Source organism: Burkholderia sp. LFS061, assembly GCF_047978125.1.
GTDB lineage: Bacteria > Pseudomonadota > Gammaproteobacteria > Burkholderiales > Burkholderiaceae > Burkholderia > Burkholderia pyrrocinia_C.
The window spans coordinates 46,394-67,242 of the sequence record NZ_JBFPFS010000025.1; the positions used below are offsets into that span (position 1 = coordinate 46,394).

Annotated in this window: 17 protein-coding genes and 1 riboswitch; of the genes, 4 read left to right on the forward strand and 13 right to left on the reverse strand. The window is 68.8% G+C overall.

Features of this window, described 5'->3' with window-relative positions; genetic code table 11:
* Positions 1-97: 97 nt before the first annotated feature.
* The 5 genes from ACNQQL_RS21630 to ACNQQL_RS21650 form a co-directional block, all read right to left on the reverse strand.
* Positions 98-1,114 carry an NADP-dependent oxidoreductase gene (locus ACNQQL_RS21630; protein WP_096474887.1) on the reverse strand — a complete coding sequence of 339 codons (1,017 nt, stop codon included), beginning with the start codon at positions 1,112-1,114 and terminating at the stop codon, positions 98-100.
* Between the two features lie 44 nt (positions 1,115-1,158).
* On the reverse strand, positions 1,159-1,947 hold the full coding sequence (locus ACNQQL_RS21635) for an SDR family oxidoreductase (RefSeq protein ID WP_072439320.1): 789 nt from the start codon (positions 1,945-1,947) through the stop codon (positions 1,159-1,161).
* 459 nt (positions 1,948-2,406) lie between these two features.
* Positions 2,407-2,997: a phosphatase PAP2 family protein gene (locus ACNQQL_RS21640; protein ID WP_072439318.1), complete on the reverse strand. Its 591-nt coding sequence runs from the start codon at positions 2,995-2,997 to the stop codon at positions 2,407-2,409.
* A gap of 81 nt (positions 2,998-3,078) precedes the next feature.
* On the reverse strand, positions 3,079-4,395 hold the full coding sequence (locus ACNQQL_RS21645; RefSeq protein ID WP_204422524.1) for an Nramp family divalent metal transporter: 1,317 nt from the start codon (positions 4,393-4,395) through the stop codon (positions 3,079-3,081).
* Positions 4,344-5,408: a helix-turn-helix domain-containing protein gene (locus ACNQQL_RS21650; RefSeq protein WP_347065554.1), complete on the reverse strand. Its 1,065-nt coding sequence runs from the start codon at positions 5,406-5,408 to the stop codon at positions 4,344-4,346. Before ACNQQL_RS21650 ends, ACNQQL_RS21645 begins: the two co-directional genes overlap by 52 nt.
* A gap of 496 nt (positions 5,409-5,904) precedes the next feature.
* Between ACNQQL_RS21650 and ACNQQL_RS21655 the strand changes: the two genes are divergently transcribed.
* A complete protein-coding gene (locus tag ACNQQL_RS21655; protein ID WP_204422522.1) occupies positions 5,905-6,828 on the forward strand; it encodes a LysR family transcriptional regulator in 924 nt (307 codons plus the stop codon).
* A 97-nt stretch (positions 6,829-6,925) separates the two neighbouring features.
* Complete coding sequence (locus ACNQQL_RS21660) at positions 6,926-7,327, forward strand: OsmC family protein (protein ID WP_072439310.1); 402 nt, start codon at positions 6,926-6,928, stop codon at positions 7,325-7,327.
* A 97-nt stretch (positions 7,328-7,424) separates the two neighbouring features.
* Here ACNQQL_RS21660 and ACNQQL_RS21665 read toward each other — a convergent pair whose 3' ends face one another.
* Positions 7,425-8,306 carry a Dyp-type peroxidase gene (locus ACNQQL_RS21665; RefSeq protein WP_204422521.1) on the reverse strand — a complete coding sequence of 294 codons (882 nt, stop codon included), beginning with the start codon at positions 8,304-8,306 and terminating at the stop codon, positions 7,425-7,427.
* A gap of 536 nt (positions 8,307-8,842) precedes the next feature.
* Between ACNQQL_RS21665 and ACNQQL_RS21670 the strand changes: the two genes are divergently transcribed.
* Together ACNQQL_RS21670 and ACNQQL_RS21675 are read left to right on the forward strand one after the other, a co-directional pair.
* A complete protein-coding gene (locus tag ACNQQL_RS21670) occupies positions 8,843-10,705 on the forward strand; it encodes an ABC transporter ATP-binding protein (RefSeq protein WP_347065557.1) in 1,863 nt (620 codons plus the stop codon).
* A gap of 214 nt (positions 10,706-10,919) precedes the next feature.
* Positions 10,920-11,633, forward strand: coding sequence for a riboflavin synthase subunit alpha (locus ACNQQL_RS21675; RefSeq protein ID WP_347065559.1), 714 nt, complete (start codon positions 10,920-10,922; stop codon positions 11,631-11,633).
* 81 nt (positions 11,634-11,714) lie between these two features.
* Here the strand turns inward: ACNQQL_RS21675 and ACNQQL_RS21680 are convergent, their stop codons facing one another.
* From ACNQQL_RS21680 to ACNQQL_RS21710, 7 genes are all read right to left on the reverse strand, one after another.
* Complete coding sequence (locus tag ACNQQL_RS21680) at positions 11,715-12,956, reverse strand: voltage-gated chloride channel family protein (protein ID WP_347065561.1); 1,242 nt, start codon at positions 12,954-12,956, stop codon at positions 11,715-11,717.
* A 79-nt stretch (positions 12,957-13,035) separates the two neighbouring features.
* Positions 13,036-13,138, reverse strand: a riboswitch (Fluoride riboswitch).
* Positions 13,139-13,220: 82 nt separating this feature from the next.
* Positions 13,221-14,240 carry a chemotaxis response regulator protein-glutamate methylesterase gene (locus tag ACNQQL_RS21685; protein ID WP_204422517.1) on the reverse strand — a complete coding sequence of 340 codons (1,020 nt, stop codon included), beginning with the start codon at positions 14,238-14,240 and terminating at the stop codon, positions 13,221-13,223.
* Positions 14,237-16,531 carry a hybrid sensor histidine kinase/response regulator gene (locus ACNQQL_RS21690; RefSeq protein WP_347065563.1) on the reverse strand — a complete coding sequence of 765 codons (2,295 nt, stop codon included), beginning with the start codon at positions 16,529-16,531 and terminating at the stop codon, positions 14,237-14,239. Before ACNQQL_RS21690 ends, ACNQQL_RS21685 begins: the two co-directional genes overlap by 4 nt.
* Positions 16,528-17,235, reverse strand: a complete 708-nt coding sequence (locus ACNQQL_RS21695; RefSeq protein ID WP_347065565.1) for a chemotaxis protein CheW — start codon at positions 17,233-17,235, stop codon at positions 16,528-16,530. The genes ACNQQL_RS21690 and ACNQQL_RS21695 overlap by 4 nt, the downstream gene beginning before the upstream one ends.
* A gap of 46 nt (positions 17,236-17,281) precedes the next feature.
* On the reverse strand, positions 17,282-18,652 hold the full coding sequence (locus tag ACNQQL_RS21700; protein ID WP_347065567.1) for a CheR family methyltransferase: 1,371 nt from the start codon (positions 18,650-18,652) through the stop codon (positions 17,282-17,284).
* Entirely contained in the window at positions 18,649-19,161 is a 513-nt protein-coding gene (locus tag ACNQQL_RS21705; RefSeq protein ID WP_347065569.1) for a chemotaxis protein CheW, read from the reverse strand. The genes ACNQQL_RS21700 and ACNQQL_RS21705 overlap by 4 nt, the downstream gene beginning before the upstream one ends.
* On the reverse strand, positions 19,158-20,834 hold the full coding sequence (locus tag ACNQQL_RS21710; protein ID WP_347065573.1) for a methyl-accepting chemotaxis protein: 1,677 nt from the start codon (positions 20,832-20,834) through the stop codon (positions 19,158-19,160). Before ACNQQL_RS21710 ends, ACNQQL_RS21705 begins: the two co-directional genes overlap by 4 nt.
* Between the last annotated feature and the right edge of the window lie 15 nt (positions 20,835-20,849).

Consider the following 20,849-nt stretch of genomic DNA (forward strand, 5'->3'; position numbering starts at 1 on the left):
CAAGTCCGAAACTGAGAGCCGTTTGATCGAACTCATCGCGCTCGACAACACCTGACGGCAACGCGCGACCGATATCGCGCGTCGCGCCGCAAGCCGGTCACGCGTCCGGATCGACACGCAGCACGAGCTTGCCTCGATGGTCGCCGTCGAACAGGCGATTCAGCACGTCGGGCGCGTTTTCGAGACCGTCGGCGACAGTTTCCTCGGCCTTGAGCCGACCGTCGCGCAACCAGCCCGCGAGCGTCTGCACGGCTTCGCGGCTCTTGCGGTAGTCGAGGATCAGGAAGCCGCGCATCGTCAGCCGCTTCGAGATCAGCACGCCGACGTCGTCGGCCGCGCGTCCGCTGTTGTAGTTCGAGATCACGCCGCACAGCGCGACGCGCCCGCCGATCACCATCCGCGACAACACCGCGCGCATCACCTCGCCGCCGACGTTCTCGAAGTTCACGTGCACGCCGTCCGGCGTCGCCGCCTTCAGTTGCTGACGGAAATCGTCGGCCTTGTAGTCGACGGCCGCGTCGAAGCCGAGCGTCTCGGTCAGGTAGCGGCACTTGTCCGCGCCGCCCGCAATGCCGACCACGCGCGCGCCGTGGATCTTGCCGATCTGCCCGGCGATCGAGCCGACCGACCCGGCCGCCGCCGACACGACGAGCGTCTCGCCGGGCTGCACCGGCGCGATGTCGGTCAGCCCGTAATACGCGGTCAGCCCGCTCATCCCGCACGCGCCGAGCAGCGTCGGCAGCGGCAGGCCCGACTGCGCGGGCAGCTTCACGAGCTGCGCGGCCTGGTCGGCCGGCACGACCGCATAATCCTGCCAGCCGACGAGCCCCTGCACGAGATCGCCTTCCGCGAAACCGGCATGGCGCGACGCGACCACGCGCCCGATGCCGAGCGCGCGCATCACCTCGCCGATCGCGACGGGCGGCAGGTACTGCGGTACGTCGCTCATCCACACGCGGTTGGTCGGGTCCATCGACAGGTACAGCACGCGCACGAGCACCTCGCCGTCCGCGAGCGCCGGCACCGGCGTCTCGACGAGCGAGAAGTGTTCGCGGCCGACCCGCCCTTCCGGGCGCGTCTTCAGCAGCAGTTGGCGATTCACGGGTGTCGACACGATGTTCTCCTCCGGTAATTGCGGTACGGGATGCGGGATGCGCGTCAGACCGCGCACATGCCGCCGTCGATCACGAGTTCGGCGGCCGTCACGAAGCGGCTTTCGTCGGATGCGAGATACACGGCCGCATGCGCGACGTCGTCCGGCTCGCCGAGCCGGCGCAGCGGAATGCCGCGCGCGAGCTTGCGCGTCGCATCGCGTTCGCCGAGCGTCTGGAACAGCGGTTCGACGATCCCCGTGCGGATGAACGCCGGGTGAATCGAGTTGCAGCGCACGTCGAGCTCGCGGCGTGCGCAATCGATCGCGACCGATTTCGTCAGCGACGCGACCGCCGCCTTCGACGCGTTGTACGCGGTGAAATCCGGCTCGACCTTGAACGCGGCGACCGACGAGATGTTGATGATCGATGCGGGATGGCTCGCGCCCAGGTACGACAGCGCATGCTTGCAGCCGAGCACGATGCTCTCGACGTTGATCGCCATCACGCGCCGCCATTCGTCCAGTTCGATTTGCGCGGGCGAGCCGATCGAGCCGACGCCCGCATTGTTGACGAGCACCGACAGCCCGCCCATCGCATCGTTCGCCTGCGCGAGCAGCGCCTGCCAGCGTGCTTCGTCGCGCACGTCCTGCGTCGCGGCGAACGCGACCGGCGTCGCGTGGCCCGCGTTGAGTTCCTGCGCGAACGCGTCGAGCACCGCCGCTTCGGCGATGTCGGTCAAGAACACGCGCGCGCCCTGCTCGACCATCCGGCGCGCGATCGCGCGGCCGAGGCCGCCCGCGGCGCCCGTAATGTATGCGCACTTGCCGGCGAGGCGCGAAGAAACGACTGTCATGTGAGCTGCTCCTGTCGTGAATCGTCGTCGCGGCATGCTGCCGCGACGGGTTTTCCGTGCGTGTCGCGGCCGACGCATGCCGGTCGACGGCGCGTCGGATTCATAAGGTGCCGCACGGTTTCCGCGAGTATATCGAGACGAGCGTGACGCGCGCCGGGCAGCCGGCCGCGGTCGAACGACAGCCAGCGTACGCGAATGACGCCAATCGATGAAATGAATAATCGTTATGCCCGGTCATAGATTCCGCTCATGACCGTCGTGCGGCTGCGCCAATGCGCAAAGCGGCACGGCCGATCCCGTGGACCGGCCGGTTCGTTGATTCCGGGAATGGCGGACGATGCGTACGGCGACAGACAGGGAACGATCGGGAAGAGGAATCGCGCAATCACCGGGCGATCGCCGGCGGCAACCTGGCGGCACCGGAACACCGAAACACCGGGCCGCCGCAACCGGCAGCCGTCAGAATCCGTCGCCCGACGGCGCGCGCACGAACGCGCAGAGTTGCGGCGAATGCGTATCGATCATCTGCTGGAACGGCGCACGGTTCCCGTAAGCGATGCCCGACACGAGCAGCAGGCAGACGGCCGCGATGCGCGGCGAGAACGCGCGCTGCCGCGCGCCGTCGTAGCCGCGCAGGAACATCAGCGCGACCAGCGCGCCGAGCATCCAGCCGACGACAACTTCCGGAATCGTGTGCGAGTGATCGAACACGCGCGCGACGGCCGTAACCGCGCCGACGGCCAGCCCGGCCGCGATGCCGGGCGCCTTGCCCGGCCGGAACGCCTGCCACAGCATCGACAGCGCGACCGTCCATACCGACGTCGACAGCATCGTATGGCCGCTGATCACGCGGAAATCGAATTGGGGAATCTCGATGCCGCACCCGGCATACAGGATCTTGGTTGCGCCGACGAGGCCCATGCCGGCGGCCAGCAGCACGACCCAGCGCACGGCGACGCGCCGGTCGGTCAGCGCCAGCCACGCCGCGCAGGCCAGCGCGATCGGCAAGGTCAGCGCGGCATCGCCGATGTTGCTGATTTCACTCCACATAACGGACTTCGGACGACGATCGAAAGGCCGCAGTTTACCGCATGCGCGCAGCGCGTCTGTGTCAGCCTGTGACAGGCTGTATCAGCCCGCGACACCGGTGATCAGCAGCAGGTTCGTGCCGGTGATGACGACGAACAGCGCCCACGCGGCGACCTGCATCCCGCGGCCGATCGTGTGCTCGCCCATCACGTTGCGATCGCTGACCGACCGGATCAGCGGCCACATCGCGAACGGCAGTTGCAAGCTCAGCAGCACCTGGCTCCAGACGAGCAGTTGCCCGACCGACCCGTCGCCGAGCCACAGCACGCCGATCAGCGCCGGCACGAGCGCGAGCCCGCGCGTGATCAGCCTGCGCTGGTAGCACGGGATCTTCGTATGCAGGAAGCCGTCCATGATCACCTGGCCGGCGATCGTGCCGGTCAGCGTCGAGCTTTGCCCCGACGCGAGCAGCGCGATGCCGAACAGCAGTGCGGCAGCGCCGCCCGCGATCGGCGTAATCAGCTTGTAGGCCTGCTCGATGTCGGTCACGTTGTGCTGGCCCGTCGCATGGAATGCCGCGCCCGCGACGATCAGGATCGCCGCATTGACGAGCATCGCGACGAACAGCGACACGCAGGTATCGATGCGCACCAGCGCGAGCGTGTCGCGGACCACGCCGCGCGCGCCGCCGACGACATGCCGCGTCTGCACGACCGACGAATGCAGATACAGGTTGTGCGGCATGATCGTCGCGCCGACGATGCCGAGCGCGAGCACGATCGCGTCCTTGCGGTCGTGGCCCGGATCGCCGGGCACGAGCCCACCGACCACCGCGTGCCAGTCGGGCGGCGTGATCGCGACCTGCGCGACGAAGCAGAACGCCATCGTCGCGATCAGCCCGAGCACGATCGCCTCGATCTGCCGGAACCCCTTGCCCTGCAGGCCGAGCACGATCATCGTGTCGAGCGCGGTCAGCACGATCCCCCACGCGAGCGGCACGCCGAGCAGCAGCTTGAACGCAAGCGCGCAGCCGAGGACTTCCGCGATGTCGCACGCGATGATCGACACCTCGGCGGTGACCCACTGCACGATGCGGCCGAACCGGCCGTAGCGTTCGTAGCTGGCCTGCGCGAGATCCCTGCCCGCGACGAGGCCGAGCCGCGCCGCGAGCATCTGCAGGAAGATCGCCGCGAGGCTCGAGAACGCGACGACCCACAGCAGCGAATAGCCGAACTGCGAGCCGGCCTGGATGTCGGTCGCCCAGTTGCCGGGATCCATGTAGCCGATCGCGACGAGCAGGCCGGGGCCGAAAAAGCGCTTGAGCTTCTGCCAGCGCGGCGCGCCGGCGTCGATCGTGATGCTGCCCTTTACTTCCGACGGGCAGAAAGGGGCGGTGGCGGTAGTGGGGAGGAAGGGCATGTAAACCGGGAATCGAGATCGCGACAGGACGATTCTACGGGTATCCGCCCCGTTTTCTCCTGCACGCCGGCATACGCGGCGCAACTCGCGCCGCCGCCGTCGCCCAACGCGGCTGCGGACCCGTCGTTCGCATCGGGCGACCCAGCGCCACGGCTGAGAATCTTTTCCCGCTCGGCGACGCGAAATTCGGTCGGCGACATCAGCAGGCGCTGGCGAAACAGCTTCGCGAGCCGCTCGCCACTGCCGAACCCCGTCCGGCGCGCGACCTTGTCGGCCGGCAGCGTCGTATGGATCAGCATGTGGCACGCGCGCTCGAGCCGCACCTGCTGGACGAACGCGGTCGGCGTCACGCCGATCTCCTTCTTGAAGCGCCGCAGGAAATTGCGCTCGCTCATCGCAGCGGCCTGTGCGGCGTTCGCGATCGAGATGCGGTTCACGCTCAGCGCGCGCAGCCGCTGCGCCGACATCCGGATCGACGGGCTCGCGCTCAGTTCGCGAAACGCCCACATCGACTGTGCATAGCGCTGCTCGACCGGCCGCAGCATGTTACTGGCGATCTCCTGCGCGGCGCTGTCGCCGAGATCGGCGCGGAACATGTCGAGCGCTGCCGCGAACACGTCGGTCTCGCCGGCCTGCAGTTCGACCGTCGCGTCGGCACGGCGCCCGGCTTTGCAGGGCGACACGTGGATCGCCGCCGACGGCCGCTGCGAGGCCGCGAGCGCGGGCAGGTCCATCGCATCGACGATCCAGCGCGCGTGCCGGCGAATGTCAGTCAGACGCCGCTGCAACGCATCGTTCCAGTTAACGGCCGCGCGGTCGCCGTGAAGATGAAAGAACGCGAGCGCACGGCGGCCGTGCTCGTCGCCGAGCGGATCGGCCGCGATGCTCACGCCGGACGACGACTGCAACAGTCCCCCGCTTTCGGATACGTACTTCAACTGGTAATCCGCACTGAACGCATGCAGGCGATTCGCCAGGTTGAAAGCCTCGCCGAGACGCGCGGCCTGGGCCAACGAAAACCCCGTACTCAAATAGATAACGACCCACCTCTGATCTGCTGCATTCACTGGCCAAGCCCCCGACTTGTTTCGACTTCTTCTAATACCGTCGAACTGTCAGGCTTATATTTGGTTTGAATGCGTGCGACAGGACGGCTATCCCGAAATATGAAGCGACGGCATCTTAGCCGAACGGGTAGCGCCTTTGGCGCGAAATGGCCGACGTGGACAGCATGATGGCGGATTACTACAGGCTGTCGCGAGTCGATGGTATGCCCGCACGGAATCGCACCTGTCGATACAGCCGATCGGTGCGGTCGTCATGCGTCACGATGTGCGCATTTCGTTCGTTGTGTTGCGTTGCGCATCGGACGAAGCTGCGGTCGCGTACCGGTCCGAACGGCCCCGACATGCATCGAACGTCATCGATCGCCGCACACGAAAGCCCGCGCATCCGTTGCCTGCGCATCCTTTAGAATCGATCCACCGTTCACCACGCCGCCTGCGCCCCGTGCCCGCCGATCACCGTCTCGACCTGAACCTGTTTCGCGTGCTCGACGCCGTCTACGTGCACGGCGGCATCGGCGCGGCCGCCCGCGCGCTGCATCTCACGCAGCCCGCGGTCACGCATGCGCTCAACCGGCTGCGCGCGCATTTCGACGATCCGCTGTTCGCGCGCCAGGGCAACCGCGTCGTGCCGACCGAGCGCACGCGGTCGATCATCGCGGACGTGCAGTTGCACTTGAAGGGCCTGCAAGGCACCGTGCGCGATCCATCGGCATTCGATCCCGCAACGCTCGACCTGAGCATCGCGGTCGGCATTCGCGACGTGCTCGAATCGATCGCGCTGCCGCGGATCGTCGCCGCGTTCGCCGACGAAGCGCCGGGCCTGCGGCTCGTGAGCCGTCGCATCGCAGTGCCCGACATCGAGCGCGAACTCGCATCGGGCAATCTCGATCTCGCGGTCGAGCGTCGCGTGCAGACGGGCCCGCGCATCGCCACCGAACACCTGCTCGACGATTCGCTCGTCGTCGCGCTGCGCCGCGATCATCCGCTCGCGCGCGATCCGCTGCGGCGCGGCGACTATTTCGCGGCGCGGCATATCGCGGTGTCGTCGTTCGGCGAACCGCAATCGCTCGACGTATTGCTCGGCAGCGACGGGCGCTTCCGCGATATCCGGCTCACCTGCCAGCACTATTTCGCCGCATGCCAGATCGCCGCGACCGGCGACCTGCTGGTCACGCTGCCGCACACCTATGCGCTGCGGATGGCCGCACTGCTGCCGATCGTCGTGCGGCCGCTGCCGCTGCGGCTCAAGCCGTTCCCGCTGCTCGCGTACTGGCACGAATCGCGCGACACCGATCGCGCGCACCAGTGGGTGCGCGAGCGCATCGCCGCGCTCGTGCGCAGCAGCGCGGGCAGCGCCGGCGCGTAACCACGCTGCGTACGCCGTTACGATCGAAACGGTATGCTGACGGATTCGCGCCGACATGCGGCGCCCGCTTCCTTTTCCCGCTTACCGGAGACTTGCCATGTCGCTCATCCATGCCGCCGCCGTCCTCGATGCCGACGCGCCCGACTACGTCGTCCAGCTGCAGGCCGGCACGCACGCGCTGACCGGCGACGAGGCGCCGCGCGAAGGCGGCCAGGATCGCGGGCCGGCACCGTACGAGTTCGTGCTTGCCGGTCTCGCGCAATGCACGGCCGCGACGCTGCGCATGGTCATGCAGCGCAAGTCGTGGCCGGCCGCGCGCATCGACGTGCGCACCGAGCTGCATGCCGATCGCGAAGGCGTGCAATACGTGCGCCGCGTCGTGACGCTCGACGGCCCGCTCGACGACGCGCAACGCCAGCGCCTCGCCGAGATCTGCGAGAAGACGCCGGTGACGCAGTTCATCAAGCGCGGCACGCGGATCGAGACGACGTTGAAGTGACGTGCGCGGCGCGCGGCACACCATCACCGCCTGAAAAACAAAACGGGCGGGCCGCGCACGATGCGCGGCCCGCCCGTCCATCGATACAACCAGGCGCTTACAACCCGAGCGCGGACAGGTCCAGCTTGCCGTCCTTCATCGGCGGGCACCAGAAATACGCGCCCGTCAGCGGCCGCGTGAAGCGGAACAGGCCGTCGACGATCCCGTCGTCCGCGCCGCTCATGCGGCGCATCTGCACGTCGAACGCGCGGAACGAGCAGCCGAACGCAACGAAGTAGAGGCCCGCGCGGCGCGCGTCCGACCACGGCGACGAACGGCGCAGCATGAACGCCTCCGGCTCGAAGCTTTCCTGCGCGGTGCGCTTCACGTGCGCGAACTCGGGCGCGTCGTCGAGTTCCTCGTTGTCCGAGCGGCGGCGCCCGATGATGTTGTCCATGTCGCCCGACGGAATGCGCTCCATCTGGTCGAAGTCGTGCAGCCACTGCTGGACCGCGACGAAGCTCGAACCGTCGAGCCCCGCGCCCTGCCCCGCCACGATCGCCGCGTCGAGCGCGTCGTCGCCGGTCGGGTTCTCGGTGCCGTCCTCGTAGCCGGACAGGTCGCGATCGTTCGAATAGCGGAAGCCGTCGACGGCGTCCTGCAGCGCGAACGCCGGCGCCAGCACGCGTTCGATCGCCCGCGCGCGCAGCACGATCTCGCCACGATCGCCGGCGCGCAGCCAGACCCACACGTCGGCCGGCGTCGCCGGCAGCGTGCGGTCCTTCACCGCGAACGCCGGGTAATCGGTCAGGCCCGGAACCGGGCGCCCGAGGTGCGCCGCCAGCGCCTGTCCGAAACCGACGACCGTGTCGCGTCCATCGACGATCTCGCGCAGCGCGGCCAGCGCCGCCGCTACATTGCCGTCATTCGAAATCGTGAAAGTGAGGTATCGGGCCGCCGTGTCGATCGGAGCCAGGATGCCTTGCTGAACGTCGCTCATCGTTTCCTCAGGAGTGTATCGGGGGTGATTCTGCGAGGGCCGCAACGGGCGGCCGCTCGTCGTGCCGGGCCGCGCCGGGACGCACGCACCGTGGCGTGCCGCGAACGCCGAAGTGTAATCGATGCGCCCGACGGCCACCCTGCACCACCGCTTCGCGGAAAGCCCTAAAAAGAAAGGGCCGGAACCCTGAATACTAACCGTATCGACGCCGCAACGCCGCATTCGTCAGACGTTGCAGCGTGCAGAACACTGCTGATAGAATCTTTAAACGTCTTTTCGGCGTCCTTTCAACCGTTCACTTCAGGGGAGGTGCAGATGTTCCGAATGCCAGCAACCTTCCCGAACGTGGTTCCACGGCGCAGCTGATCCAGCCCGCCGTCCGCGCCGGCTCCCGAGTTTTTCGCTAACCCGTCAGCCGCGCTTTTCCCGACAGCCCGTTTCGTTCCGCCCGCGTTTTCCACGCGGCCCCGGCTGTTGCGTTTTCGACGTTCTCCGAACCGGAAAGTCCCGTCGCGCGATGCGCCGGGCAATGATAAATGACCAGAAAAACCTCCCATCTGGGCGGCCACGCATTCAAAGCCGTCTTCGGCTTCACCATCCGCTACTGGCGCAAGCAGCCGGCACACATCGCCACGGTCGCGACCTTCGCACTGCTCGCCGCGCTCGCCGACGTGCTCACGCCGCTGTTCGCCGGCCGTCTCGTCGACGCGCTGTCGACCGGCCTGACCGACCGCGCCGCCGCGTGGCATTCCGCCATCGTCGCGTTCGGCACGCTCGCCGCGCTCGGCATCGGCGCGACGGTGCTGCGGCAAGGCGTCTACCTGAACATCATCACGCTCACGCTGAAGATGATGAGCGAGATCGCCGCCGCATCGTTCCACCGCGTGCAGCGCTTCTCGACCGACTGGCACGCGAACAGCTTCGCGGGTTCGACCGTGCGCAAGATCACGCGCGGCATCTGGGCGCTCGACCTGCTGAACGACACCGTGCTGATCGCGCTGCTGCCGTCGGTCGCGATGCTGGTCGGCGCAACCGTGCTGCTCGGCACGCACTGGCCCGTGATGGGGCTCGTCGTCGGCGCGGGCTCGCTGCTGTACATCGCGGTGACGGTCGCCGTGTCGCTCGGCATCGTCGCGCCGGCCGCGCGGCTCGGCAACCTGTGGGATACGCGCATGGGCGGCGCGCTCGCCGACGCGGTGAGCTGCAACGCGGTCGTCAAGGCGTTCGGCGCGGAAACGCGCGAGGAAGCGCGGCTCGCGCGCGTGATCGGCAAGTGGCGGCAGCGCACGCGCCGCACGTGGGTGCGCGGCACGTTCAACGGCGGGCTGCAGGGCGCGATGCTCGTCGCGATGCAGGCCGCGATGATCGGCGTCGCGCTGCGGCTGTGGGCGAACGACGAGGCGAGCGTCGGCGACATCGCGTTCGCGCTGACGATGTTCTTCATGCTGCAGGGTTACCTGCGCGACGTCGGCATGCACATCCGCAACCTGCAGCGCTCGGTGAACGACATGGAAGAACTCGTCGCGCTCGAACGCCAGCCGCTCGGCATCGACGATCGCCCCGGCGCGCCTGCCATCCGGATCGGGCAGGGCGAGATCCGCTTCGAGCACGTGACGTTCCGCTACGGCAACCATCCGGTGCCGCTGTACGACGATTTCTCGATGCGGATCGCGCCCGGCGAGCGCGTGGGCCTCGTCGGCCACTCGGGGTCGGGCAAGACGACGTTCATCAAGCTGATCCAGCGCCTGTACGACGTGTCGGGCGGCCGCATCACGATCGACGGGCAGGACATCGCGCGCGTGCGGCAGGATTCGCTGCGCAGCCAGATCGCGATCGTCCAGCAGGAGCCCGTACTGTTCCACCGCACGCTCGCGGAGAACATCGCGTATGCGCGCCCCGACGCGAGCCGCGCGGACATCGAACGCGCCGCGCGTCTCGCCAGTGCGCACGACTTCATCGTCGCGCTGCCGGACGGCTATGACACGCTCGTCGGCGAACGCGGGATCAAGCTGTCGGGCGGCGAGCGCCAGCGCGTCGCGATCGCGCGCGCGTTCCTCGCCGATGCGCCGATCCTGATCCTCGACGAAGCGACGTCGAGCCTCGACAGCGAAAGCGAGCTGCTGATCCAGCAGGCGATGGAGCGGCTGATGGTCGGCCGCACGACGCTCGTCGTCGCGCACCGGCTGTCGACCGTGCGCGCGCTCGACCGGCTGCTCGTGCTCGATCGCGGCAAGGTGATCGAGGAAGGCAGCCACGACGCGCTGATCCGCATCGACGGCGGCATCTACCGCCGGCTGTTCGAGCGGCAGGCGCTGGAGCTCGCGAAGGGGCTTGCCGATTCGCCGCGGCGCATGGCGGACGATAATGCCGGGCCGCTGGGCGAGCCGGCGGAGGCTTGACGCAAGCGTGTCGCGATACGGCCCGGCGGCGGGATGATCACCGCCGGGCCGTGTTGACCCGACCGGAAGCGGATCGAGGCCGTGCCACGTGCACGGCCTTTTTTGCATCGCGTCCGCGAATATCGCCGGCCGGCCCTGAGCCGCGCGCCGCCGCGTCGCTTTTTCCGGGATCACTTATCATGTCGACCAGGAAATTTGCGACGAGGGATCGATCATGTTTACAGGAATTGTCCAGGGCGTTGGCGTCATCAAGGCCATCAAGGATCACGGAGAGCTGAGAACCTTCAGCATCGAATTCCCCGAGCGGTTTACCGACGACATCGAGATCGGCGCCAGCGTGTCCGTCGACGGCGTGTGCCTGACGGTGACAACCATCCATTCGCCGGAGTTGATCGACTTCGACGTGATGCTGCCGAGCCTGAAGATCACCACGCTGGCCGATCTGGCGACCGGCGCGCGGATCAACGTGGAGCGGGCCGCGAAGGACGGCGCGGAAATCGGCGGGCATCCGCTGTCCGGCCATGTCGACTTCCCGGGGACCATCCTGCACATCGCGTCGTCCGAGCACAACCGGATGATTCGCATCGGCGTGCCTGCCGAATTCAAACGATATGTTTTCGCGAAGGGCTATATCGCGATCAACGGCTGCAGCCTCACGGTTTCGGACGTCAATCGAGACGAAGGCTGGTTTGAAATCTGGCTGATTCCGGAAACGCGACGCGCAACGACCTTCGATGCGAAGAGCGTCAACGACAAGGTCAACATCGAGATCGAGCGAAGCACGCAGGTCGTCGTCGATACGATCCGCGAATCGGTCAAGGAAACGCTCGGCGAATTGACCGGCATCGTCACGACGCTGCTGGCGGAAAAAGGCGTCGATATCGAGGAGTTGCTGGCCCGCAATGTCGCGAAGCTGCCGAAGAAGTAACGTAATCCAGCGTGCCAGGTGATCCGCTGGATCACCGAGTACCGGCTTCCGTCGGTGAACGCCTCGATCCACGGTTCCGCCTCACTCCGCCTCGGCCTGCGCCCCCTTCCCCACCGCCACGCGCTGCGCGCGATAAATCCCCGCGTGCCCCGAAAACAGATACGCGACGACGCACGCGACGATCGCATACACGCCGATATCCGCGCCGAACAGTTCGATCGCCATGATCGTCGACGCGATCGGCGTGTTGGCCGCACCCGCGAACACCGCGACGAAGCCGAGCCCCGCGAGCACGGGCACCGGCAGCGCCAGCACCTGGCCGAGCGCGTTGCCGAGCGTCGCGCCGATGTAGAACAGCGGCGTCACCTCGCCGCCCTTGAACCCCGACGCCAGCGTGACGACGGTGAACGCGAACTTGCCCGCGAAATCGTAGAGCGGCAGCGGCCCGTGAAACGCGGCCTCGATCGTCGGAATGCCGAGGCCGAGATACTGCGGCACGTTCAGCACGGTGGCCGCCGCCGCGACCAGCAAGCCGCCGAGCACCGGCTGCAGCGGCGCATAGCGGACAACGCGCCGGAACCACGCGGTCAGCGCATGCGTCGCAAACGCGAACAGCCGCCCGACGACGCCGAACGCGATGCCCGCGACGACCGTCACGGCCAGCCCCGTCGCCGACACGGCCGGCACGAACGGAATCGCATAGGCCGTGTGATGCACGCCCCACGCACGGCACACGACGTCCGCGACGATCGCCGACGCAACGCAGGTCAGCAGCGCGTCGTACCGCACGCGCCCGATCGCGAGCACCTCGAGCCCGAACACGGCGCCCGCGAGCGGCGTGCCGAACACCGACGCGAAACCGGCCGCGATGCCGCCCATCAGCAGCACGCGGCGATGCTCGCGGTCGAGGCGGAACATGTGCGTGACGCGATCGGCGAGCGCGCCGCCCATCTGCACGGCCGTGCCCTCGCGGCCGGCCGAGCCGCCGAACAGGTGAGTAACGACGGTCGCGACGAGCACCAGCGGCGCCATCCGCTTCGGCACGAGCGCCTTCGGGTCGTGAATCTCGTCGATCAGCAGGTTGTTGCCGCGCGCGACGGACTGGCCGAAACGATGATAGATCCACCCGGTCGCGAAACCGGCGGCCGGCAGCCCCCACAGCAGCCACGGATGTGTCATGCGCGTACCGGTCGCCCAATCGAGCGCGATCAGGAACAGCGCGGAAGCCGTGCCGGCCAGCGCGCCGAGCAGGGCCGAAAGCGCGAGCCAGCGGCACACGTAGCGCACAGTCGCGAGCAGGTCGGCAGAAGTCGTGAAAAACATGATTTCCAGATTCGACAGAACATCAAAACCTGGGCGGCAGAATACCGCATGGACGGCCTGCGACCTCCTGACAACCCAGGAACACGCAGGCATCATCAGCCGGGCAAACCGGCGGTTGAGGGCCGCGCCGCGCGCAACGCGCCGCAACGACCGCAGGGAGGCATGCCATCTCCGCAGGCCGCAATTGTACGCGACGCCGCGCATCGCACGCAATGCAGCGCCGGCGCACCGGGCCGGAACGGCGTCGCGCTCCCCGGCGCGCCGTCAGTCGCGCGGCGCGCGCGCGATGCGCGAGATCAGTTGCGGCGCGATCCGCTCGAGCGGCAGGATCGCCGATGCCGCGCCGATCGCCGCGGCCGCCTTCGGCATTCCGTAGACGGCGCTGGTCGCCTCGTCCTGCGCGATCGTGTAGCAGCCTTTCGCGCGCATCGCCTTCAGGCCGAGCGCGCCATCGCGCCCCATGCCCGTCAGCAGCACGCCGAGCGCCTCTCCCTGCCAGCCGTCGGCAACGCTGTTGAAGAACACGTCGATCGATGGCCGGTACGGCGTCTCCACCGGATGCCGCGTATAGCCGAGCACCCCGCGCGGCGACAGGGTCAGGTGATCGTCGGTCGCCGCGAGCAGCACCTCGCCCGCCTGCGGCACGCTGCCCTGCCGCGCGACCCGCACGGGCAGCCGCGTATAGCCGTCGAGCCATTCGGCCATCCCGAGCGCGAACGCCTGGTCGACGTGCTGGACGATCACGATCGCAGCCGGGAAATCGGCCGGCAGCGCGCGCAGCAGCGCGGTGAGCGCGGTCGGCCCGCCCGCCGACGCGCCGATCGCGACGAGCGTCGGCTGGCCGCGCGCGGGCGTCGGCCCCGGCGGCACGAGCGCCGCGGTGCGGCTTTCGAGCAGCCGGCCGATCTGGTCGATCTTCCCGAGCAGCGCCTGCGGCGATGCGTCGGTCGACAGCCCCAGCGCAAGCGTCGGCGTGTCGACCGCGTCGAGCGCGCCCGCGCCCATCGCCTCGTAGACCGACGACGTGTTCGCGCTGACGCTGACCGTCACGATCAGGATCGCGCACGGCGCGCGCGCCATGATCTGCCGCGTCGCCGCCACGCCGTCGACCTTCGGCATCACGAGATCCATCAGCACGAGATCGGGCGGATGGGCGATGCAGAAATCCACGGCCTCGTCGCCGTCGGTCGCCACCCACAGCACGCGGTGGTCCGGCCGCAGCGCGAGCACGCGGCGCAGCGCCTCCACGGCCAGCGGAAGGTCGTTGACGATGCCGATGTTCATCCGCGCGCGCCCCCGATCAGGTCGTGCACGGCATCGAGCAGCGCCTCGTCGTGGAAGCTGCTCTTCGCGAGGTAGTAGTCGGCGCCGGCATCGAGCCCGCGGCGGCGATCCTCGTCGCGATCCTTGTACGACACGATCATCACCGGCACGCGCTTGAGCATCGGATCGCCCTTGATCAGCGTGACGAGCTCGATGCCGTCCATGCGCGGCATGTCGACATCCGTGACGACGAGATCGAATGCATCGCTGCGCACCGCGTTCCAGCCGTCCATCCCGTCGACCGCAACGGTCACGTCGTAGCCGCGCTTTTCCAGCAGCTTGCGTTCGAGCTCGCGCACCGTCAGCGAATCGTCGACGACGAGCACGCGGCGGCGCCGGTCGACGAGCGCGAACTGCGGGCCGCGCTTGAGCCGCGCGAGCTGCCCGCCGCGCACGAGCTTGTCGACCGAGCGGATCAGGTCCTCGACGTCGACGATCAGCACGGGGTCGCCGTTCTCGAGCAGCGCGCCGGCCGCGATGTTCTGGATCTTGTGCAGGCGGCTGTCGAGCGGCTGCACGACGAGCATCCGTTCGCCGAGGAAACGGTCGACGGCGACGCCGTACAGCTCGGGCTCGCCACCGACGACCACGACCGCCGTGCTCCCGCGCGCCCCGTCGGGTTCGCCCGCATCGAGCAACTGGTGCGCGGCGACGAGGCCCGCGCGCCGGCCGTCGAACGGGAAATGCGGCTGCCCTTCGAGCACGTCGATGTCGTCGTGCGCGAGTTCGAGCGTGCGACGCACGTGCGCAAGCGGGAATGCATACGGTTCGCCGCCGACTTCGACGAGCAGGCTGCGGATCACCGACAGCGTGAGCGGCAACTGCAGCACGAAGCGCATGCCCGCGCCCGGCTCGTTGAAGATCCGCACCGCGCCGCGCACGCCGCGCACCATCTCCTGCACCGCGTCGAGGCCGACGCCGCGACCCGATACGTCGGTCACCGCATCGCGCATCGAGAAGCCCGGCAGCAGCAGGAATTCGAGCAGTTCGGGATCGGACAGCCGCGCGGCCGTCTCGTCGTCGGTCAGGCGCTGGCGCACGACGGCCGCGCGCAGCGCGTCCATGTCGACGCCCGGCCCGTCGTCGATCACGCTGACGAGCAGCGAGCCGGCGCTGTGGCGCGCCTCCAGCGTCACGCTCGCCTCGGCCGGCTTGCCGCGCGCGAGCCGCGCGTCGGGCGACTCGACGCCATGGTCGATCGCGTTGCGCAGCAGGTGGCCGAGCGGCGCGTCGAGCAGGTCGAGGATATCGCGGTCGACCTGCGTGCCCTCGCCGACGATCGAGAAGCGCACCTGCTTGCCGAGCGAGCGCGCGAGATCGCGGACGATGCGCGGATACGCGCGCGTCGCATCGCCGAACGGCCGCATCCGGCATTGCAGCGCCTCGTCGTAGAGCTGCTCGGCGATATGCGTGCTGCGCCGCTCGAAGCGGTCGAATTCGTCCATGCGCTCGGCGAGCGAACGCTGCAGGTCATTGAGCATGTGCCGCACTTCGTTCATCGACGCGAGCATGCCCGAGTCGAGATCGTCGGCGAACTGTTCGTACATCAAATCGAGCGAACGGGCGGCGTCGCGCTGCGCACGCTTCACGCGCAGCATCGATTCGGCGAACGGCTTGAGCCAGCGCGATTCGACCAGCGATTCACCGGACAGGCTCAGCAGCCGGTTCAGCGTATCGGCGCGCACGCGGCGCATCGCGCCGGCGCCGGCCACGCGGCCGGCCTGGACCGGATCGGGCACCGTGCCCGACACCGCGAGCGGCGGCACCGTGGCGCCGGCCCCGACGGACTCGTTCGCGGCGCCGTCGTGCTCGCGATACGGCACGGCCGACGGCGGCACGACGGCCGCCTGTATCGTCTGCGCGGCATCGGCGCCCGTCAGCGCCGCCGCGAACACGTCGATCTCGGTCGGCGACACGGGCGGCCCCTGCGGATCGCCGACGCGCACCAGCAGGTCGACGCCGGCGAGCAGCACGTCGACATGCGTGGCCGTCAGCGCGATCGTGCCGGCCTGCGCGGCGACGAAGCATTCTTCCATCCGCCCCGCGATGTCGACGCCGAGCGGCACGCCGACGATGCGCGCGGCACCCTTCAGCGAATGCGCGGCACGCATGCACGCCTCGAGTGCGACGGAATCGGGTTCGCCCGATTCGAGCGCGAGCAGCCGCTCGGACAGCGCCTGGGTCTGCGTACGCGTCTCCTCGCGATACAGCTCGAGGAGCGACAGGTGGCTCAGGTCGTCGTCGCCGCTCATCGCATGCTCCGTGTCACGGCGTCGAACAGGCGATCGTCGTCGAGCAGGCCCACCGACTTGCCGCGCCACGACAGCACGCCGCGCGACAGGCCGGCGCTCGCGCGCCCGACCGTTGCCGGCACGGGCACCCAGTCGGATGCGCCGAAGCGCAGCACGCCTTCGACTTCGTCCACCGGAAACACGACCGGTTCGCCCTGGTGCGCGGCCACCAGCAGCCGCGTGAAACGGCCGTCGCCACTGCCGTTGCCGCCCTTGCCTGCGTCGAGGCCGAGCAGCGCGCCGATCGAGATCGCGATGCGCAGCGTGCCGCGGATGTTGACCACGCCGCGCACGGCCGAATTGCGGCGATGCGGCAGCGAATGGATCGGGCGCGTGCCGGCGATCTCGCGCAGCACGCCGATCGGCAGCGCGAGCCATTCGTCGGCCACGCGAAACGCCAGCGCCGCGTGGCGCGTATCACCGTCGTCGTCGCGCACGCTCGTCGCGCGGAACGCGCTCATCCGGCGTGTCGCGTCGGCCATCTCGACGTCGCCGAGCGGACGCTCGAGCAGCTTCGCCGCGTGATACGCGTAGACCGGGCAGTTCAGGCAGCGCTGGCAGTCGGCCAGCCGCTCGCACGAGCGGTCGCCGTGCGTGCCGATCCGGTTCCAGCAATCGTCGACGTCGATCGTCGTGTCGTCAGTGGCAGCGGCGTCGCGGTTCATGGATTCCTCTGGTCATCGCGGTGTCGGTCCCGATCCCGTATTCGTGTCAGCCGGCCGAGCGCCGTGCGCGCTCGAGCAGCCATTGCGCGCCCGCGCGATCGCCGCCGACGTCGAGCAGCGTCGCGAGATGGGTCAGCGCCTCGTGGTGCGTGGGCCGCAGGTACAGCGCCTTCCGGTAGAAGTCGCCGGCTTCCGCCGCGCGCCCGCGCGCATCCGCGATCAGCCCGTTCAGGTAGAACGCGTCGGCATGCGGCCCGACGCGCGCCGAGAACCGCGCGAGCACGCGTTCGGCCTCGTCGAACGCGCCGGCGTTCGCGAGCGCCTGCGCCTCCTCGAGCGTCGGCGCGACGTCTTCGGCGACCGGCGCGGCCGCTTCGGCCGTCGCTACCCGCCGGTCGGCCCGTGCATCGAGCGCGACCGTGCGCACGGCGGGCGCCGGCGCCGCGAACGGCTGCAGCCTGCTGCCGAGCCAGGCCGGCGGCGCGACGGCCAGCACCGGGCGCGTCGCCACGAGCGGCGCAACGGTAAAGCGCTCCGTGCGCCGGACCGCCGCCACCGCGGACAGCGGCGCTGCACCGGCAGACTCGCGATGAAATGCGAACGCGAGCGGCACGCGCGCCGAGCGCATCCCGTGCCGCATCACGACGCCCGTTTCGGCCGGCCCGACGAACAGCATGCCGTCGTCGGCGAGGCACGCGTCGAGCGAGCGGATCACGCGATCCTGCGCGTCGCGGTCGAAGTAGATCAGCACGTTGCGGCAGAACACGAAATCGTAGCGAAAGCCCGTATCGGCGATCGGTTCGACGAGGTTCGCGTGACGGAACTGCACGCACGCGCGCACGCGCTCGTCGAGCAACCAGCCGTCGGCGGCCGGCGTGAAGTAGCGCGCGCGAAATTCGGTCGCGGTACCGCGAAACGCGTTGCGCCCGTAACAGCCATGCCGCGCCTGCTCGATCGCGCGCGCGCTGAGGTCGATCGCATCGATCGTGAAGCTGGCCGGTTCGAGCCCCGCGTCGAGCAGCGCCATCGCCGCCGAATACGGCTCCTCGCCCGTCGAGCACGGCGCGCTGAGCACGCGGATCACGCGCCCGGGCGTCGCGGCGCGCCGTTCGGCCGCGAGCCGCGCAAGCGTCGCGAAGGCCTCGCGGTCGCGGAAGAACCACGTCTCGGGCACGACGAACAACTCGATCAGCGCACGACGCTCGTCGGCCGATGCGTTGAGCTGCTGCCAGTACGCATCGAGCGCGTCCTGCGTCACGGGCGGCCGCGCCGCCGACGGCAGGCGCTCGCCGTCCGCCTGCAACGCGTGCACGCGCTCCGTCAGCGCACGGATCAGAAAATCGTTGCCGAGCGAATCGGGGTCGATGCCGGTCTCGCGCAGCAGCCAGCCGCGAAATCGCGATTCGGACTCTTTCATGCGGACTCCTTCCCGTGGCCCGGCAGGCCGTCGAACAGATACAGGCGTGCTACGTCGTCGATCAGGTCGGATACCGACACCTGCTGCACGACGCCGTCGGGCGTGTTCGCGACGAGCCCGAGCCAGCGCGTGCGCGCGGTCGAGATGCCGCTCGCGCGGAACGCCGCGCGATCGATCCGCATCGTCTGCGTCGCGCGCTCGACGATCAGGCCGATCACGCGCTCGCCGTCCGCGTGGCCCGCGCGATAGCGCACCATCACGAGCCGCGTCGAGCGCAGCGCATGCGCACGCCGCCCGAGCGCGAGCATCGGCACGTCGATCACCGGCACCGGCTGGCCGCCGCGCATCAGCAGCCCGGCGATCCATTCGGGTGCGCCGGGCACGGCATTCGTGATCGCGAGCGGCAGCACCTCTTCGATGCCGGCCGCGTCGAGCGCATAGCGCTCGCCGTCGAGCTCGAACATCAGGAACAGCGCGTGTGCGCCGTTCTGCAGGTCGGCGCGCGTCACGCGTCGACCTTGAAGCGCGACACGCTGGTGCGCAACTGGTTCGCGACGAGCGTCAGGTCGTCGATCGCCTGCGACGACTGGCGCAGCGACTCGGCGGTCTGCTGCGCGGCTTCCGACAGCTGCGACAGCGCCTGCGTGATCTGCTCGGCGCCGTTCGCCTGCGTCTGCATCCCTTCGTTGACCATCTGGAAGCGCGGCGCGAGCGTCTGCACCTCGGCGATGATCTGCGACAGCTGCCCGCCGACCTGCTGCACGTCGAGCATCCCGCGGCGCACTTCCTCGGAGAACTTGTCCATCCCCATCACGCCCGCCGACACGGCCGACTGGATTTCCTTCACCGTCTGCTCGATGTCGTAGGTCGCGACGGCCGTCTGGTCGGCGAGGCGGCGGATCTCGGTCGCGACGACCGCGAAGCCGCGGCCGTATTCGCCGGCCTTCTCGGCCTCGATCGCCGCGTTCAGCGACAGCAGGTTGGTCTGGTCGGCCACCTTGGTGATCGTCGCGACCACCTGGTTGATGTTCAGCGCCTTCTCGTTGAGGATCGCGAGCTTCGCGTTCACCGAACCGGCCGCGTCCATCACGCTGCGCATCGTCTCGCCCATCCGCGTGAGCCCGCTCTGGCTCACGCCCGCAAGCGTCGCCGACTGCTCGGCCACGCCGGCCACCTCGTTCATCGTGCGCAGCAGGTCGCGCGACGTCGCGAAGATTTCGCGCGAGGTCGCGCCGATCTCGGTCGTCGTCGCCGCGGTTTCGTTCGCGGTCGCCTGCTGCTCGCGCGACGTCGCCGCGATCTCGGCGACCGACGTCGTCACCTGCAGCGACGACTGCTGCGCGCGCGAGACGAGCTCGGTCAGCTCGTCGGCCATCCGGTTGAAGCCCGTCTCGAGCGTGCCGAATTCGTCGCGGCGGCGCAGGTCGAGGCGGCGCGTCAGGTTGCCGGTGCGCATCACGTCGTGCACCTCGACGAGCCGCGCCATCGGCACGGTGACCGAACGGTACAGCACGTAGCCGAGCCCGAGCGCGGACAGCAGCATGATCGCCAGCGCGGTCGCGAGCACGACCTCGGTATCCTGCACGGATTCGCGGATCAGCTTCGCAGACTGGTCGGCGAACTTGCGGTTCTCCTGTACCAGGACGTTCGCATTGCGCACGACCTCGCCCCACACGGGCTGCACCTTCGCGTACGCGGCAACGGCCTCGTCGCGCGACATGCGGTGTTTCTGCACGGCTTCGTTCAGCAGCGGCAGGTAGCGGTCGTAGGAGCCGCGAAACGTCGCGAAGCGCTGACGGTCGTCGTCGCGGAACGTCGTGTTCTGGTATTCGACCGACAGCGACTCGACTTCCTTCTGCGCGTCGGAAATTTTCGCGAGATCGCGCTGCACGGCTTCGGGATCGGTGTCGACGAACGTTGCCTGCTGCAGCAGCATGAACGATTCGTTCACCGAGCCGCGCAGCGACGACGCGAGGTAGACGCCGGGCAGCGAGTCGCGCTCGATGCTGACGGCTTCGCTGTTGATCGCGCGCAGGCGCTCGTACGACACGCCGGCTGTCACCAGCATCAGCACGAACAGCACGCCGAAGCTGAGCAGGATGCGATTGCCGAGCGTCAGCCGGGCAGCGCCGATCGTCGGATGCAGGCTTTCATTGGTCGCGCGGGGCGTCACGGTGGCCATGTTCGTTATGGGCTT

Excerpts from the sequence above, each read along its gene's own strand:
- ACNQQL_RS21635 (WP_072439320.1), bottom strand. The coding sequence starts at position 1,947 with ATGACAGTCGTTTCTTCGCGCCTCGCCGGCAAGTGCGCATACATTACG.
- ACNQQL_RS21640 (WP_072439318.1), bottom strand. The coding sequence starts at position 2,997 with ATGTGGAGTGAAATCAGCAACATCGGCGATGCCGCGCTGACCTTGCCG.
- ACNQQL_RS21645 (WP_204422524.1), bottom strand. The coding sequence starts at position 4,395 with ATGCCCTTCCTCCCCACTACCGCCACCGCCCCTTTCTGCCCGTCGGAA.
- ACNQQL_RS21660 (WP_072439310.1), top strand. The coding sequence starts at position 6,926 with ATGTCGCTCATCCATGCCGCCGCCGTCCTCGATGCCGACGCGCCCGAC.
- ACNQQL_RS21665 (WP_204422521.1), bottom strand. The coding sequence starts at position 8,306 with ATGAGCGACGTTCAGCAAGGCATCCTGGCTCCGATCGACACGGCGGCC.
- ACNQQL_RS21670 (WP_347065557.1), top strand. The coding sequence starts at position 8,843 with ATGACCAGAAAAACCTCCCATCTGGGCGGCCACGCATTCAAAGCCGTC.
- ACNQQL_RS21675 (WP_347065559.1), top strand. The coding sequence starts at position 10,920 with ATGTTTACAGGAATTGTCCAGGGCGTTGGCGTCATCAAGGCCATCAAG.
- ACNQQL_RS21680 (WP_347065561.1), bottom strand. The coding sequence starts at position 12,956 with ATGTTTTTCACGACTTCTGCCGACCTGCTCGCGACTGTGCGCTACGTG.
- ACNQQL_RS21685 (WP_204422517.1), bottom strand. The coding sequence starts at position 14,240 with ATGAACATCGGCATCGTCAACGACCTTCCGCTGGCCGTGGAGGCGCTG.
- ACNQQL_RS21690 (WP_347065563.1), bottom strand. The coding sequence starts at position 16,531 with ATGAGCGGCGACGACGACCTGAGCCACCTGTCGCTCCTCGAGCTGTAT.
- ACNQQL_RS21695 (WP_347065565.1), bottom strand. The coding sequence starts at position 17,235 with ATGAACCGCGACGCCGCTGCCACTGACGACACGACGATCGACGTCGAC.
- ACNQQL_RS21700 (WP_347065567.1), bottom strand. The coding sequence starts at position 18,652 with ATGAAAGAGTCCGAATCGCGATTTCGCGGCTGGCTGCTGCGCGAGACC.
- ACNQQL_RS21710 (WP_347065573.1), bottom strand. The coding sequence starts at position 20,834 with ATGGCCACCGTGACGCCCCGCGCGACCAATGAAAGCCTGCATCCGACG.